Below are 16696 nucleotides of genomic sequence, written 5' to 3'. Positions count from 1 at the left end.
GACGTAATCGTCGAGACTCTCGGGAAGCAAGGTACTTTGACCTCGGTGTTCACCTTGAATGAAGCGTTTCATGGGCAACCCTTGCAATGAAATCCTGGGGAATCATAGCAAAGGTTTACCTTGGGTTTTTACACAGTCTGGGCCGCCACTCGCTCCTTGCCATCACGATCGGCCAGCGGGCCGCTGTAGATGATTTTCCGGCCGGCCAGTAGTTCGGCGCGCTCGGCCTCGATCTTCTTGCGGTCCGCATCGGAAATGATCGTGTCCGCAGTCAGCTTGATATCGGTGCCGCCCTGCTGCATCGAGAGCAGCGCGCCGTTGGCGGGCGGCGTCCAGTTGCCGGCAATGATTTTCTTCAGCTCCGGCCCCAGGAAGCGATCCCAGACCCACAGCGACGAGCAGACCGTCGCCTTGGGGGCGAACTCGCTCAGGTCGCGATGGTGGCCGGTGCCGTGAATGCCGCGCTCCTGTGCGACGATCTGCGGTGTCGGGCTGTCGACGTGCTGACCGACCACATCGGCACCGTTGTCGATCAGCGCCATGGTTGCTGCGCGTTCCTTGACCGGGTCGTTCCATGCACCGGTATAGACCACGTTGACGGTGGCCTTCGGATTGATCTGCCGGGCGCCCAGCTCGTAGGCGTTGATGGTCCAGTTGACCTGGCCGAACGGGTTGGCGGCGACAAACCCCAGCTTGCCGGTCTTCGAGGCCGCACCTGCGGCCATGCCGCACAGGTACTGGCTTTCGTAGGTACGCCCGTAAAACGATTCGAGGTTGGGCGCATTGGTAGTACCCGAGCCATTCAGGAACGCGACTTTCGGGTATTTCCTGGCCAGTGCAAGAAAGGTGTCGGAGTAACCGAATGCAGTGCCGACGATGATGTTGGCACCGCGTGCGATGAGTCGGTCGACCACCGGCGTAATGGCTGCAGCGTTCTCGGGCACGCTCTCGACGTACTGGATTTTTGTGTCCAGATCCTTTTCCAGCTTCACGCGTGCTTCGTCGAAGGCCTGAGTCCAGCCGCCGTCATTGCGCGGGCTGATATACACCATGGCGATTTTCGGCTTCCCTTCGAGGGTCAATCCTTCAGCCTGAGCAAGGCTGACCGCTCCCAACGCTACGGCCGCACACAATGTCCCGGGCAACAGTTTCTTGTACATAGACGTTTTCCTGAGGGTAATGGCCATGAGGACCGCACAGGCAGGCATTAGCAGCATCCATGCCATTACAGGAAAAGCGCTATGGAACAACGACCTGACGCCATCGAGACGAATAAAACAGATCAAATGGTCTGAATCGGAGCACTTGGTTTGTGCAGGACGCCCGCGCACTGCGCGAGCGGGGTGCGCGGGTCAGGTCCGCCGAAGCCCGGTCACGCCTTGCGCGGCAGGATCCCGTCCAGAACCATGCTGCGCAGGCTCGCCAGCACCTCTTCGAAAAACGCCGGATCATCCAGGGTCTTGCCGGTCACGGCCTCGACCTGAGTGCGGAAGTCGGCGTAATGCTGGGTGGTCGCCCACAGGGTGAAAATCAGGTGGTGCGGGTTGATGGGGGCCAGCTGACCGCTGTCGATCCAGTGCTGAATCACCGCCACCTTGGCCTGCACCGTGTCACGCAAAGGGTGCTGCAACTCGCCCTGAATCAGCGGTGCGCCCTGCATCACTTCCATGCAGAACAGCCGGGATTCGGCCGGGTGATCGCGGGACATTTCCAGCTTGGCCTTGATGTAGGCGCTGATCGCCTGCACCGGGTCCTTGTCGGCGGTGAAGTGCAGCAGCGGGCTCAGCCATACCTCGAGCAACTGACGCAGCACATTCAGGTACAGGTCGTCCTTGCTGCTGAAGTAATACAGCAGGTTGGTCTTGGAGACGTCCGCCAGGCTCGCGACCTGATCCAGGCTGCTGCCGTGCACGCCATAGCGGGAAAATATCTCCAGCGCCGCATCGAGAATCAGCGTGCGCTTGCCTTCCATCAGGCGCATGCGCCGCTTCAGGGACGTCGCACTGGGTTCGCGGGTCGTCTTGACCACGGTCTCTGGCTTGGCCTTGCGTACGCGCTTGTTCGCCGGGTCAGCCAGGGGAGGTTTCTTGTTCACGCACATCCATCCAGTGATGCCGAAATGAGCGGGCATCTTAACGGGCGCAGCTGTTTTGTCGATACGGATTGCCTGCGCCGTCTGCCCTGCCCCATCTGCGTGCGCCCTGCACAAACCAAGTGCTCTGATTCAGACCAAATGGTCTGAAATAAACCATGAAAACTTTCAAGCCTTTGAATAAAAACAACAAAATTTTCTGGCCCGCTTAATGCAAAAGATGATCGAGAGACGATTGAAAGACGATTCAAGTGCCGCCAGTCGCGCTTTGGCACGCATCGACCCATGCAGAGAGGCCTCATATGGACATTGGTATCTTCATCCCCATCGGCAATAACGGCTGGCTGATTTCCAGCAATGCTCCGCAGTACATGCCGACCTTCGAGCTGAACAAACAGATCGTGCAGAAGGCCGAGGGCTACGGCTTCGACTTTGCGCTGTCGATGATCAAATTGCGTGGCTTCGGCGGCAAGACGCAGTTCTGGGAACACAACCTGGAGTCGTTCACGCTGATGGCCGGCCTGGCCGCAGTCACCAGCCGGATCCAGCTGTTCGCCACCGTTGCCACCCTGACCATCCCGCCGGCCATTGCCGCGCGCATGGCCTCGACCATCGATTCGATCTCCAATGGCCGCTTCGGGATCAACCTCGTCACCGGCTGGCAGAAGCTGGAATACGAGCAAATGGGGCTGTGGCCGGGCGACGAGTTCTTCCACACCCGCTACGAATACCTGGCCGAGTACGCTCAGGTTCTGCGCGACCTGTGGGCCACCGGCAGCAGCGACTTCAAGGGCGAGCATTTCAGCATGCAGGACTGCCGCGTCAGCCCTCGCCCACAGGCCGACATGAAGCTGATCTGCGCCGGTCAAAGTGAAGCGGGCATGGCGTTCTCGGCGCAATACGCCGACTACAACTTCTGCTTCGGCAAAGGCGTCAACACCCCCACAGCCTTTGCGCCGACCGCACAGAAACTGCTCGAAGCCAACGAAAAAACCGGCCGCAATGTCACTTCCTGCGTGCTGTTCATGATCATTGCTGACGATACCGACGAAGCCGCACGCGCTCGCTGGGAGCACATCAAGGACGGTGCCGACGAAGAGGCCATCGCCTGGCTGAGCGAAAAAGGTTCGGCAGATAAAAGCGCCGGCTCAAACCTGCGGCAGATGGCCGACCCGACCTCGGCGGTTAACATCAACATGGGCACGCTGGTGGGGTCGTGGGCCACAGTGGCGAGAATGCTCGACGAGGTCGCCAGTGTGCCGGGGACTCAAGGCGTGATGCTGACGTTCGATGATTTCGTCAAAGGCGTCGAAGATTTCGGCGAGAAGATCCAGCCATTGATGACCAGCCGCAAGCACATTGCGCAACTCAAGGAGGTGGTCTGATGGCAACCCCGACAACCGTCGCAGGCGTTGACCTGCCGGATGTGCAGCCCGCTCGCGAGCTGCCCGCCCGTCCCGAGCCGCTGCGCATGAAACCCGGCGAAACCGCGCTGGTGGTAGTCGACATGCAGAACGCCTACGCGTCGCTCGGCGGGTATCTGGACCTCGCCGGGTTCGATGTGAGCAGCACCGGGCCGGTCATCGCCAATATCAACAAGGCCTGTGCCGCAGCGCGTGCGGCGGGCATTCCGGTGATTTTTTTCCAGAATGGCTGGGACTCGGCCTATGTCGAGGCCGGTGGTCCCGGCTCACCGAACTGGCACAAGTCCAACGCCCTGAAAACCATGCGCAAGCGCCCTGAACTCGAAGGGCAGCTGCTGGCCAAGGGTGGTTGGGACTACCAGCTGGTCGACGAGCTGACGCCACTGCCTGGCGACATCGTGGTGCCGAAAATCCGCTACAGCGGTTTCTTCAATTCCAGCTTCGACAGCGTGCTGCGCAGCCGCGGCATTCGCAACCTGGTGTTCACCGGCATCGCCACCAATGTCTGTGTCGAATCGACCCTGCGTGACGGTTTTCACCTGGAATATTTCGGCGTGGTACTGGCTGACGCAACCCATCAGGCCGGCCCCGAATTCGCTCAGCAAGCCGCGCTGTTCAACATCGAAACCTTCTTTGGCTGGGTTTCCAGCGTCGATGACTTCTGCACCACTTTCAGCCCTGTCGGGCAACTTTCGTGAGGACACCAGCATGACCAAGAAAGCGATCATCCCTGCCGGCACCAGCAAACCCATCGCGCCGTTCGTACCGGGCTCCATGGCCGACGGCGTGCTCTATGTCTCGGGCACGCTGCCGTTCGACAAGGACAACAACGTGGTACACGTCGGCGACGCCACCGCGCAGACCCGTCACGTGCTGGAAGCCATCAAAAGTGTGGTCGAGACCGCGGGCGGAACGATGGACGATGTCACGTTCAACATGATCATGATCCGGGACTGGGCCGACTACGCGAAGGTCAACGAAGTGTATGCCGAGTATTTCGCCGGCGAGAAACCGGCCCGTTACTGCATCCAGTGCGGCCTGGTCAAACCCGAGGCGCTGATCGAAATCGCCAGCATCGCCCACATCGGCTGAATCGCGACCGTGGGCAGCTGACGCCCACCCGGAGCAAACCCATGTTCCATGAGTTTCATGCCTGCCAGCATGCCGACGCACCGACCCTGGTGCTCAGTTCCGGGCTGGGCGGGTCTGGCCGCTACTGGGCGGATGACCTGGCACTGCTGACCCGCGACTACCGCGTGCTCGTCTATGACCATGCCGGAACCGGGCGTAGCCCTGCGGTGCTGCCGGCGGATTATTCGATCCGGCACATGGCTGTCGAGTTGCTGGCCCTGCTTGATTCACTCGATATCCAGCGCTGCCATTTCATGGGCCATGCGCTGGGCGGTCTGGTGGGTCTGGAACTGGCCCTGCTGCGCCCGGAACTGCTGCAAAGTCAGGTACTGATCAATGCCTGGAGCAGTCCGAACCCGCACAGCGCGCGCTGCTTTTCAGTGCGCAAGAAACTGCTGTTGAACAGCGGGCCGGAGGCCTACGTACAGGCTCAGGCGCTGTTTCTCTACCCGGCGGACTGGATCGCCGCCAACGGCCCGCGGCTGGCCGACGATGAAGCCCACGCGCTGGCGCACTTTCCCGACACCGACAACCTGCTGCGGCGTATCCATGCGCTGGAAACCTTTGACGTGGAGGCCGATCTTTCACGCATCCACACCCCGACCCTGCTGATTGCCAACCGCGACGACATGCTGGTGCCCTGGCAGCAATCCCGGCACCTGACCAATGCGCTGCCGAATGCAACGCTGGTACTGCTGGAATACGGCGGCCATGCCTCGAACATTACCGATCCACTGCCCTTCCAACGCGCCCTGCGCGATTTTCTCAGCACACAACCCTGACACTCAACCCTGAAAGGACTCATCCCATGCCTACTTCCTCTGCAGCTCCCGCCATTCAGCCCATCGCTGCTGTCAGCCAGCTGGCCTTTCGCGATGCGATGTCCGGCCTGGCCGCCGCCGTCAACGTCATCACCACCGATGGCCCTGGCGGACGTGCCGGCTTTACCGCGACCGCCGTGTGCAGCGTGACGGATCAACCGCCGACGCTGCTGGTGTGTATCAACCGCAGTGCGTCGGTGTATGACGCCTTCATCGAAAACGGCACGTTGTGTGTCAATACGCTGGGCAACGGTCAGCAGGACTTGTCCAACCTGTTCGGCGGCAAGAGCTCACAGCAGGAGCGCTTTGCCTGCGGCCAGTGGGAAGCCGGAGTGACCGGCGCGCCGATCCTCGACACTGCCAGGCTGTCGCTCGACTGCAAGGTGAGCCAGTCAGTCAGCGTCGGCACGCATGACATTCTGTTCTGCGAGGTGGTGGATATCAGGCATCAGAGCGGTGCAGATGCATTGGTCTACTTCGCCCGTGGCTACCATCACCTGCCAAGCGAAACACCGGTGGCCTGAAGGCTTTGCGGGCTGACTGGCGGATTACCGGAATGGAATAAATAGGCATGATTTTTTATGACAGCTCCGTATACTGGCTTTTTGAGATCAGGATGATCCTTGCGGTCAACGAGGTGAAGTCATGTCGATCAATAGCGCCGGCAGTCTGCTGATACCCGCCAGCAGCCCATCGTATACTCGTCGCGCTTACCCGCCGCCTGGCATGCCTATGCACGCAGGTGGCTGAGCATGCTGAAGAAAATACCTGTGGCTGAGCGTGCGCTGGGCATGTACATCCACAAAATCTGCCGCCGCTGGACCAATGATCCATTCTGGATAGGCCTGGTCGAAGTCATGCTCGATGACGTTGAAGTGCTCAAGCGCATTCAGCAATCGGGCACCAGGGAAGTCTGGATCGAAACCGGTAAAAGCCGTGTAGTGACACCCCAACCCTCAGCCGCATCCACAGCGCCATCGGCCAGCGACGATACAACGCCGGCCAGTCTCGAAAAGGAAGTTCTACGCGCCAGGGTGATCTGCGGACGGGCCAGGGATGCGGTCATGTCCATGTTTACCGAAGCGCGCATGGGCCGGGCCATGGACGTCGGCAATGTGCAGTTGCTGGTGGAAGAAATCTCCAATTCGATCCTGCGCCATCCGCACGCGCTGATCAGCCTGTCACGCCTGAAGACCTCCGACGAGTACACCTACATGCACTCGGTGGCGGTCTGCGCATTGATGGTCGCGCTGGCCAAACGCATGGGCATGCCTGACGATCAGGTGCGTGAGGCGGGTGTGGCCGGGCTGATGCACGATGTCGGCAAAATGATGATTGCCCCTGCGGTGCTCAACAAACCGGGTCGCCTGACCCGCGACGAATTCGAGATCATGAAGGCCCACCCCGAGCTGGGCGTGAAGATCCTCATGGAGACGCAGCCCGTGGCGGCGTCGGTGATTGACGTCTGCCTGCATCACCATGAAAAGGTCGACGGCTCGGGCTACCCGCACGGCCTGAAAGGCGACCAGATCAGCATCTTTGCGCGCATGGGCGCGGTCTGCGACGTGTATGACGCCATCACCTCCGACCGCCCCTACAAAAAGGGCTGGGGCGTTGCCCATTCGATTCGCGAGATGGCGTCGTGGAAGGGACATTTTGACGAGTTGGTCTTTCAAAGCTTCGTCAAAACCGTGGGCATTTACCCGATCGGCACACTGGTACGCCTGGAAAGCGGGCGCCTCGGCGTGGTGGTCGAACAAGGTCAGGCATCGCTGCTGAAACCGAAAGTGAAGGTTTTCATGTCAGCGCGCACCGGCAAGACGTTCGCCGCACAAGTCATCGACCTGACTTGCCCTTCCGACCCGGACGGAATCCTCAGAATCGAGAAACCCACCGACTGGGGGCTGGAAGAAGTCGATACGCTGTGGGCGGGCAGTCCGGCCTGAGAAGCCCGGTGAACAACATCGCCGTCAACCCAGCAAGCCAAGTGTCTTGGCCCGCGCCACCGCTTGAGTGCGACGCTCGACCCCCAGTTTGCTGTTGATGTGGCTGGCGTGGGTCTTGACGGTGTGCAGGGAGATGAACAACTGCTCGCTGATCTCCTGATTGGAACAGCCCTGTGCAATCAGTTGCAGCACACCCAGTTCGCGCACGCTGAGGCAATCGCCGCCATGTGCCGGCTCGGGCGTCGGCGTGCAACAGGCCGGGAGCTTTTCCAGCAATGCAGCTTGAACCCGACAGGGTGGCAGTTGCAGAAGTTGCTCATGCAGCCACCGGGGGTGCTCGGCAAGCAGCGCCTTGAACGGTATCAGTGCGCCACCGGACGCTGCGGGCAGGCTGCGCAGCAACAATGCCCGCGCCTCGTCGCGTCGCGCCTGGCTCAGCAGCAGGCCGATCTGCTGGGTCATGGCGATCAGTCCAAGCAGTTTCGCCCCCACCTCCTGAGCGCGCCGTTCGAGCGCCTGCAAGCGCTGCTCGCAGGCAACGCCGTCACCCTGCAATCGTTCGAGTACGGCACGCTGCAACTCGATGTGTTGTGGCAATTGTGGATGGCATTCCGGGGCAGCAGCGCCGAGGCCGCCGTTGTAGGTCTGCGTCAGGCGCAGCAGCCACGCTTCGGCAAGGTCCATGCGCCCCTGCAACAACCACAGCTCGCATTTGGCCAGGGTAATCATCGCCAGGTAGTAGATCGGCGGCACGTCCCAGATGTGCATCAACCGTTCGGCCTCGGCGAGTTCGGCGAAGGCTTCGGCAAAGCGGCCGGCGCAGCCTTCCATGGTGGCGATCACGCAGTGACCGATCAGCACGCTGATGTCGCGACAGGCGCGCGCCTCGGCCAGGCCGGCCAGCAACAACACCCGCCCCTCGTCTACCTGCAGGCGCAGGGTCAGCAAGTAGCCCTCATACAGCGTCAGACGCGCGCGGACCGCGTACAGCCGAACGGTGGACAAGCCTTTGAGGCGTTGCTGCCCCTGCCGTACTTCCTCGAGCGCGCGGAGAATTTCGCCCCGGGCCTGCAGGACTCGGGCGCGGTCGTAATGCGCCAGCGCCTCGAACAACGGATTGGCGACCCGCTGAGCCAGCTCCAGCGCATCACGATTCAACACGCGGGCGCGCCACAGATCACCGTTGGCGACCGCGAGGTTGGCCAGTGTCGACAGGCACACCAGCCGCTGCCCATAGCGTTTTTCCGGCAGGCTCAGCAGGGCTTCGGTGCAATAGCGCTGAGTCTTGTCACTGTCTCCGCGGCCGCGGGCGATGATGCCGCTGAGCGCCAGCCATTGGGCGAGCATGGATTTCTGAGCGGTGGCCGAGGGCGCCGGCAGAAACCGGCTCAGCTGATTGGCCAGCTCTTCGGCGGCATCCAGCTGGCAGGCCAGCCCCAGCGCCCAGGCGTAGAGCACGATCAAGCGGGGTGTGCTGGTCAGCAGGTCATCCGGCAAATCCATCTTCCAGCGCAGCAGCATGCCGACATTCTGTTCGGCCAGCAGCTGTTCTTCGGAGAGGTTCTGCACCAGATTGGCTGCCACATCTAGGTGCCCGGCGCGCAACGCCTGCTCGACCGCTTCGTCCAGTTGGCCCTGAGCGCTGAACCAGCGACAGGCATTGAGGTGCAGGCGGGTCGGTGGTGCGCCGGCCGCCTGACGAGCGCGCAACAGATCGGAAAACAGATGGTGATAGCGAAACCAGTGGCCCTGCTCGTCCAGCGGCACCAGAAAAACCTGATGCGCCTGCAGATAACCCAGCATCCCGGCGCTGTCATGACCATCCCGCGCGGCATCGCACAGCTCGGCGCAAAAGCGTTCCAGGCAGGCGGTGTCGTAGAGAAACGCCTGAACGTCGGCAGGCAGGCAGTCGATCACTTCTTCCAGCAGGTACTCGCGAATCAGCACCTCACTGCCGCGCAGCGCCTGGGATAAGGCGCTTTCATCACCGGCCTCGGACGCCGCCAGCAACCAGAAGCGCAACCCGGCGACCCAGCCTTCGCTGCGCTGAATCAGGCTTTGCAACGCCTCGCTGTCGAGCGAGCCGCTGTGCCGCTCCAGCACTGCCATGGATTCGGCGTGCGTGAGGCGCAGGTCCTGTTCGTTGATTTCCAGCAGTTGCCGCGTCAGACGCAAGCGCGCCAGATGCCAGTCCGGGCGCTGTCGGCTGGTCACCATGACCACCAGCCCGGCCGGCAGATGATTGAGAAGGAACTGCAGGCAGCGATCGAGTACCGGCCCCTGGGCCAGATGATAGTCATCGAGCACCAGCAACAGCGGCTTGCTCAGTATCAGGTGCATGGCCAGTTCGTCGAGCAGGCCGTCGAGCCACTCCTCGAAGGCAAACGGCCGGTGGCGTTGGCGCATCTTCAGCAGGCTCATCGCCTGCACGCCCAGTTGCGGGAAGAACTGTTGAAGGCTGGCCAGCAAACGCTCGAGAAAACGGCCCGGGTCACTGTCCCGCGCGCTCAGACCCAGCCATACGTTTTGCCAGTTGTCCGGCAACCCCTGACAGAACTCGACAGCCAGCGAACTCTTGCCGAACCCGGCCGGGGCGCAGATCAGCAGCAGTCGGCCGCCAAGCCCTGCATCGAGACGCTGACACAGGCGCGCACGGGGAACATAACCCTCAGGCAGAGGTGGACGGAAAAACCGCCCTTCCAACGCAGGAATCGCGCCGCCTGCAAACCCTTGCATTCGGGACAGATCAGTCATGGCCGGCTCGTGTAGGAATCGTTGTTTCGGCATCGCGGTGTTCGGAGACTAGCGGGTAAATCGCTACTTTTGAAAGGCCATCACCGAAAAGACTGTAACAAAATTCCTACAGCTTATAAGGCCAATTCCCACAGCTGAAAAAGCCCCGATCAAGGGGCTTTTCAGGCGCACCAGGCAGGCGCTGAGTTACAGCGTGTATCGGTCAGGTATCAACGAACCCCTTCCTGACGCAGCGCGTTGGGGGTGAAGTCGCTGGTGCCGGCTGTGAAGCCGAACTCGTAGGCCTTCTTCTCTTCGTTCTTCATGCCCAGCGCGACGTAGCGACCCGATTGCAGGTCGTACAGCGTTTCTACCGCGTACCACGGCACTTGCTTGTCGTAGTAGTTTTCCGAGTGCGCCTCGGCCACGCGCCACAGCTGACCACGTCCGTCGTAATGGTCGATGACCGCGGCCTGCCAGGTGTCTTCGTCGATGAAGAAGTCACGCTTGGCATAGATATGGCGCTGCCCTTCCTTGAGGGTGGCGGTCACGTGCCAGACGCGGCGCAGTTCGTAGCGGGTCAGGTCCTGGTTGATATGGCCGGCCTTGATGATGTCGGCGTACTTGAGCGTCGGATCGTCCAGCTTGTGGCTGTTGGAGGCGATGTACATTTCCTGCTTGCCGATCAGTTTCCAGTCATAGCGGTCCGGCGCGCCGTTGTACATGTCGAGGTTGTCGGAGGTGCGCAGCCCGTCGGACGCGGTACCCGGTCCGTCATAGGACACCTGCGGCGCACGACGGACGCGGCGCTGACCGGCGTTGTACAGCCACGCCGAACGCGGCTCCTTCACCTGATCGAGGGTTTCATGCACCAGCAGCACGCCACCGGCCAGACGCGCCGGGGCAGTGACTTCCTGCTTGAAATAGAACAGCACGTTGCCCGGATTTTTCGGGTCGAAATCCCTCATCTTGTCGCGAAACACGAACTGATCGGAGAAATACACCAGGCTGTAGGAGCCGTTGGGCTGTGGCGTGGCCTGGGTGACCAGACGCTTGACGCTGCCGCCCCGGTAGCGGGTGATGTGGTTCCAGATGACCTCGACACCGCTGGCCGGGATCGGGAACGGGATGGCCGTATCGAAGTTTTCCAGACCACTGCCGCCACCGACCAGTTTGGTGGTGGTGGCATTCTTTTTGATCGCGGCGAACACGTCATCCGGCACGGTAGCACCGCGATGGGTCGGGTAGACCGGAATCCGGTAGCTGTCCGGGTAACGCTTGAACATCGCGTATTGGCCCGGCGCCAGCTTGTCCTTGTACTGCTCGACATTGGCCGCGGTGATGATGAACAGCGGTTTTTCACTGGCGTACGGGTTGGCAAGGAAACCCTTGCTGTCCACCGCGCCGGCGTTTTTCGGCATCGGGCTCCAGGCCGGAATGGTGTTGGCCGCATTACCGGCCTTTTCCGCGCCCATCGGCGTCAGCGAGGTGCCCAGCTTTGCCGCTTCGGACTCGGACACCGCCGCCATCACACCGGTCGCCAGCAGCGACATCCCCAGAACCCCGGCCTGCAACAGACTTTTTGTTATTTTCATGTTCATCGTCATCCTGAAAACCATGTTCTTAGAAGTTCATGCCGAAGCTCAGCGCCACGAAGTCCCGGTCATCGACCGTGGTGTACTTGCCATCAAAGAAGTTGGTGTAGGAAAGGTTCGCGGTGTAGGTGTTCTGGTACTCGGCATCGAGCCCCAGGCTGACGGCCTTGCGCCCCTCTTCGAAGTTGCCGCCTGGGCCGGGTGAATAGCCTTTGACGTCATGCGACCAGGCCACGCTCGGCTTGAGGTTGACCCCGGCGAACACGCTGTTGTAATCCCAGATGGCACGGGCGCGGTAGCCCCAGGAGTTGGCGGTGGTAAAGCCGTCGTCTTCGCAATAGCGGGTCAGGTTGTTCTGCTCGGCACCGGTCAGCGTGCCGGCGTTCAAGGTTGCGCATTGACCGCCAGGCAGCGGCCCCGGGCCGTACACCGGATCGCGTCCGTAACGGATTTTGGAGGTGCTTTCGAGCCCACCCACATGGGTCCAGCCCACTTCACCGACCACCGTCAGACGCTCGGCGCCCATGACCTGATCGAAGAACTGGGTAAATGTGGTCTGCATCTGGGTGATTTCTTTGCGGCGATAACCGGCTTGATCCGTATTGGGTTGCCCGCTGAGCAGCGACACGTTGGGGTTGAGCGGCGAAATGCCCGAATAGAGGATGTCGGTGGTATTGACCTGAATCGGCGCATTGGGGCGGTAGCTGATCTCGCCGCTCCACGCCGTACCGGTGGGCAGCGTGGTCGAGAAGCTCAGGCCGTACAGACGAATGTCTTCGGGGTATTCGACATAGTAACTGGAGTTGCCTGCCACCACCACCGGCAACAGGCTGGGGGCCAGCGCGGCGGCAGTGCTGGCAGGAATGCCGTTGCGGACCAGCGAACCGACCAGCCCTTGCGGACTGAACGAAGCGGCCGAGCCGCCGCGCCCGCTGAAAATCGGTGCACGGCTGTGGTAATTCATCATGTACGCGCCGAACTCGGTGTCCAGCGGTTCGAAGTTGTAACGCAAGGCGAAACCGAACTGGCCGCTGTCACGCGCATCGCGGTCAGGGCCTCGGCGCACCACCGCGCCCTCATCCGGGTTGCCGAACACCACGCCCTGCTGCGACAGCGAATTGAACACCGCACCGCGCGCCCCGGCAGGCAGACCGGCCGCCGTCAGCGAACTGTTCAGGCCGCTGCGGCTGCGCAATACCGCGAGGTTGTTGTTGCAGCCATCGGCAATCACGTCGGGTTGCGAGAAGAAGGTGCCACAGTTGTCGACGACCGTCTGGTCCCATTCCAGCTGGTAGAAACCTTCGGCAGACAGGTTGTCGGTCAGGCTCTGCGACAGGTAGAACATGTTGACCGGAATCAGGCCTTCCTTGATTTCCGAACCGGGTCGCCGGAAGGCCGAGACATCGACCGGGTTGACGCTGTTGATGCCGCCCTGAATGAAGGTACTTTCCCCCCAACTGATGACCTGCTTGCCGAAGCGCACCGCGCCCGGCTGATCGGCAATCGAATAGTTGTGATAGACGAAGGCGTCGAGCAACTGGAACCCGGACGACTTGGCGCCCTCCTTGCGGCCCGAGTCGCTGATGTCCTTGAACTCGCGGTTTTCATCCTTGAGTTCGAAGTCGTACCAGTATTTGCCGCGCAGGAAAACACCGGTATCGCCGTACTTCAGCTCCAGATCATGAATGCCCTTGAAGATCTTCGAAAACGTCTCCCCACGCTTGAAGTTCAAGTGACCGTCATCGGACGTCTGCGACAGACCACGCCCGCCGTTGTTGGCGCCGATCAGGTTCTTGTTGGGATTGGCCGTCGACCAGCTCGCGCCCACCGACAGCGACGAGTCGAAACTGCCTTCGATCTCGCCAACGTTGAAGGTCACGGCAAAGGCCGGGCTGGCGAGCGATGAGGCAAGGCTGACAGCCAGAGGCAGCCTGGCCCGACGCCAGAAGGGGGATGTGCTTGTCATCGACGCTACTCCTTGTGTTTTATTGTTATGGCGGTGGGGAAATCCAGAAACGAATCAGTCATCGAATCAACACACGCGCCAGGTCCGTTCTTGCCATTCCCGGTGCTGACTATAGCCAGCACGCTCCGACGCTAGATCCCTCTAAAGTGTGATTTGCACGACCAACGCCTCTGGACCGCCCGTTTCCGGGAAGCCGCCAAAAAACATGTGGCGGGGAGGATGGCGTAATTTGCAAATTTGGCAAGTCACAGAGCAGGACCTGCAGCGCAGACACGTGCCGTCGCCGACCGATCGGCACGCCCGAGGTGTCAGAGGGTCGAGAGAAAGGCACTGTTGCTGCTTTGCCACTCCACGATGTCCAGGCGCATGCGCTTCTTGTCCAGCTTGCCGACGCTGGTCTTGGGAATTTCGGTAACAAGCGCGATCTGGCTGGGAATGGCCCACTTATTGATGTGACCTTGCTCGACAAACGGCTTGAGGTGTTCCTTCAAACCCTTGGCGTCGAGCTGGTGGCCATCGCGAATCACCAGCAAGGCAAACGGTCGTTCGCCCCATTGCGGATCGGCGATGCCGACCACTGCCACTTCGCGCACTGCCGGGTGGCGACTGCACAAGTCTTCGAGTGCCAGCGAGGACACCCATTCGCCACCGGTCTTGATCACGTCCTTGATGCGGTCGCGAATGTCGATGAAGCCCATGCCGTCCAGCGTCGCCACGTCGCCGGTGTGCAGCCAGCCCCCTGCCCACAGCTCGGCGCCTTTTTCGGGCTCGCGAAAGTAGCTTCCGGTCAGCCAGGGCGCACGCAACACCAGCTCGCCTTGGGTTTCGCCGTCGGCCGGGAGAAAGTTGCCCTGTTGATCGATGATGGCGGCCTCCACCAGCATCCCCGGCACGCCGGCCTTGATCCGGTAGGTGATGCGCTCGTCTTCACTGCCGGCTTTCAGTTCTTCGTTGATGTGCGCTACGGAAATGAGCGGTCCGGTTTCGGACATGCCGTAAGCGGCAGTGAGCTGGATGCCACGGGATTTGGCGGCCTGATACAGGCTACGAGTCAGGGAGCTGCCGCCAATGATGATCTTCCAGCCGCCGAAATCGACGTCCTGAGCAGACTTGGCGTTCAGGAGCATTTGCAGGATGGTCGGCACGCAATGGGAGAAGGTGACGTTCTCTCTGCGCCACAGCTCTATCAGCAACTCGGGATCGTAGCGGCCGGGATACACCTGTTTCAGACCGAGCATGGTTGCCGCATAGGGAATGCCCCAGGCGTGCACGTGAAACATCGGCGTGATCGGCATGTAGACGTCATCGGTGCCCAGCAGCCGGGTGCTGTCGATACAGCCCATGATGGTCGCCACGCCCATGGTGTGCAGCACCAGTTGGCGGTGGGTGAAATACACCCCCTTGGGGTTGCCTGTGGTGCCGGTGGTGTAAAACGTGGTGGCGACCGAGTTTTCGTCGAAATCCTCGAACACGTACTCGGGGCTGGCCGCCGCCAGCAGGGTCTCGTAATCGCCCACCAGGTTGGGCAGCTCGGCGCTCTTGTCTGGCAAGTCGGTCAGCAGCAGGGTCTTTTCGACCGTGTTCAGGTGTCCGGACATGGCCTGATACAGCGCCGTGAACTCGCTGTTCACCAGCACCAGACGGTCATCGGCGTGGTTGATGGTGTAGGCGATCTGCTCGGGAGAAAGCCGCACATTGACGGTGTGGATGACCGCACCAATCATCGGGATGGCGAACATGCACTCCAGGTAGCGGTGGCTGTCCCAGTCCATCACCGCCACGGTGTCGCCGGCCTTCACGCCTACCGCCGTCAGCACGTTGGCCAGGCGGCAGATGCGTTCGTTGAGGGTCGCGTAGGTATAGCGGACCGAATCACGGTAGATGATTTCGCGCGTCTTTTCATAACGACCGCCCGACAACAGCAGGCGCTTGATCAACAGAGGGCACTGATACGCGCCATCGGCGGGCGCAAGAACGCGAGTCTGTAACATATGAAGCCCTTTTCAAAGTCCATAGGCGTGCTGAAAATATGCACTCTAGGGCCTCGGGCTGCCAGTGAAATCAGTAAAAGGGATGATTTGCCGAGACGCCCCGCGCTGTCTGCAAGGGGCGTCCGGACTGCTGCATATGCAGGGCCTGAATTCAGCGTTCAGCGGACCTCGGTCAGCGCCAGCTTGATGCCCAGCGCGATCAGCACGCCGCCCATGGCCCGGTCGAACCAGTGCCCCATGCGCGCGAATCCTGCGCGTACCCGGGCCTGGCTGAACAGTCGCGCCACCAGACAGAACCACGCCGCCGTCGCCACTGCGAGGTACACGCCGTAACCGCCCTGCACCAGCAATGGCGTGTGTGGATTGATCACCACGGTGAACAGCGAGAGGAAGAACAGCGTCGCCTTGGGGTTCAGGCCATTGGTGACGAAACCGCTGATGTAGGCACCGCGCGCCATGCGCTCGCCGGGAGCGGCCTTGATGGCGGCATCGCCCGTCGCAGCGGCCGGTTTGGCGCGCAACGCCTTGATGCCGATGTACAGCAGATAAGCAGCGGCTGCCCATTTCAGCGCGTTGAACAGCACGATGGACTGGGAAACGATAATCCCGATCCCCAGCAGCGAATAGCCCACATGCAGAAAGATCGCCGAGCCGACGCCCAACGCCGCCCAGGTCCCGGCCTTGCGCCCATGAGCGACACTTTCACGCACCACCACCGCGAAATCCGGACCGGGACTGGCAACCGCCAGCAGGTGAATCAGCGCAACGGTAAGAAATTCTGTCAAGTACATGCGGGACCTCCTGGAGGATTGACGTCTGACCCGGCAGATTACGCTGTCTGGTGTCCTCGCAACAGGTGCCGGCGTTGATGCGGCGCAGGGCTTGCACTAACTATCGTGCGACGCTGGAACATGCGGAACGATCGCAACTATCGTGCGACGCTCCGCGTCGCATGCCGTTCTGGACGCTCTGCGTCCTCTTGACGACGCAGAGCGTC

General features: G+C 61.3%; 14 protein-coding genes. 6 read left to right on the top strand and 8 right to left on the bottom strand.

Going from position 1 to position 16696, the window contains the following annotated elements:
• The 3 genes from P406_RS29865 to rutR all read right to left on the bottom strand — a co-directional run.
• On the bottom strand, positions 1–72 hold a 72-nt coding region (locus P406_RS29865), incomplete at its 3' end, for a hypothetical protein (protein WP_224786709.1).
• A gap of 56 nt (positions 73–128) precedes the next feature.
• Positions 129–1160, bottom strand: a complete 1032-nt coding sequence (locus tag P406_RS16985) for a BMP family ABC transporter substrate-binding protein (RefSeq protein WP_046236808.1) — start codon at positions 1158–1160, stop codon at positions 129–131.
• Positions 1161–1372: 212 nt separating this feature from the next.
• Positions 1373–2101 carry a pyrimidine utilization regulatory protein R gene (gene rutR / locus P406_RS16980; protein ID WP_032702618.1) on the bottom strand — a complete coding sequence of 243 codons (729 nt, stop codon included), beginning with the start codon at positions 2099–2101 and terminating at the stop codon, positions 1373–1375.
• Positions 2102–2394: 293 nt separating this feature from the next.
• Here rutR and rutA point away from each other — a divergent pair, with 293 nt between their 5' ends.
• From rutA to P406_RS16950, 6 genes are all read left to right on the top strand, one after another.
• A complete protein-coding gene (gene rutA / locus P406_RS16975; RefSeq protein WP_046236807.1) occupies positions 2395–3477 on the top strand; it encodes a pyrimidine utilization protein A in 1083 nt (360 codons plus the stop codon).
• On the top strand, positions 3477–4214 hold the full coding sequence (gene rutB / locus P406_RS16970) for a pyrimidine utilization protein B (RefSeq protein WP_046236806.1): 738 nt from the start codon (positions 3477–3479) through the stop codon (positions 4212–4214). Before rutA ends, rutB begins: the two co-directional genes overlap by 1 nt.
• Positions 4215–4224: 10 nt before the next feature.
• Complete coding sequence (gene rutC, locus P406_RS16965; RefSeq protein WP_003317005.1) at positions 4225–4608, top strand: pyrimidine utilization protein C; 384 nt, start codon at positions 4225–4227, stop codon at positions 4606–4608.
• Between the two features lie 41 nt (positions 4609–4649).
• On the top strand, positions 4650–5429 hold the full coding sequence (gene rutD / locus P406_RS16960; RefSeq protein WP_046236805.1) for a pyrimidine utilization protein D: 780 nt from the start codon (positions 4650–4652) through the stop codon (positions 5427–5429).
• Between the two features lie 26 nt (positions 5430–5455).
• Positions 5456–5992, top strand: coding sequence for an NADH-dependent FMN reductase RutF (rutF, locus tag P406_RS16955; RefSeq protein ID WP_046236804.1), 537 nt, complete (start codon positions 5456–5458; stop codon positions 5990–5992).
• 228 nt (positions 5993–6220) lie between these two features.
• A complete protein-coding gene (locus P406_RS16950) occupies positions 6221–7414 on the top strand; it encodes a cyclic di-GMP phosphodiesterase (protein ID WP_046236803.1) in 1194 nt (397 codons plus the stop codon).
• Between the two features lie 24 nt (positions 7415–7438).
• On the opposite strand, the gene P406_RS16945 is transcribed toward P406_RS16950, so the two are convergent.
• The 5 genes from P406_RS16945 to P406_RS16925 form a co-directional block, all read right to left on the bottom strand.
• Positions 7439–10168 carry a winged helix-turn-helix domain-containing protein gene (locus P406_RS16945; protein WP_046236802.1) on the bottom strand — a complete coding sequence of 910 codons (2730 nt, stop codon included), beginning with the start codon at positions 10166–10168 and terminating at the stop codon, positions 7439–7441.
• 209 nt (positions 10169–10377) lie between these two features.
• On the bottom strand, positions 10378–11742 hold the full coding sequence (locus P406_RS16940; RefSeq protein WP_032698033.1) for a DUF1329 domain-containing protein: 1365 nt from the start codon (positions 11740–11742) through the stop codon (positions 10378–10380).
• 28 nt (positions 11743–11770) lie between these two features.
• Positions 11771–13708: a DUF1302 domain-containing protein gene (locus tag P406_RS16935; RefSeq protein WP_003408700.1), complete on the bottom strand. Its 1938-nt coding sequence runs from the start codon at positions 13706–13708 to the stop codon at positions 11771–11773.
• A 308-nt stretch (positions 13709–14016) separates the two neighbouring features.
• A complete protein-coding gene (locus tag P406_RS16930; protein ID WP_046236801.1) occupies positions 14017–15699 on the bottom strand; it encodes a fatty acid--CoA ligase in 1683 nt (560 codons plus the stop codon).
• Between the two features lie 158 nt (positions 15700–15857).
• Positions 15858–16490, bottom strand: coding sequence for a LysE family translocator (locus P406_RS16925; protein ID WP_046236800.1), 633 nt, complete (start codon positions 16488–16490; stop codon positions 15858–15860).
• Positions 16491–16696: the final 206 nt, after the last annotated feature.

Origin of the sequence: Pseudomonas syringae pv. coryli str. NCPPB 4273, assembly GCF_000972175.1 — a bacterium.
Classification (GTDB): domain Bacteria; phylum Pseudomonadota; class Gammaproteobacteria; order Pseudomonadales; family Pseudomonadaceae; genus Aquipseudomonas; species Aquipseudomonas syringae.
The sequence above is the reverse complement of the archived record's forward strand: the minus strand, read 5'-3'. Positions and strand labels throughout refer to the sequence as shown.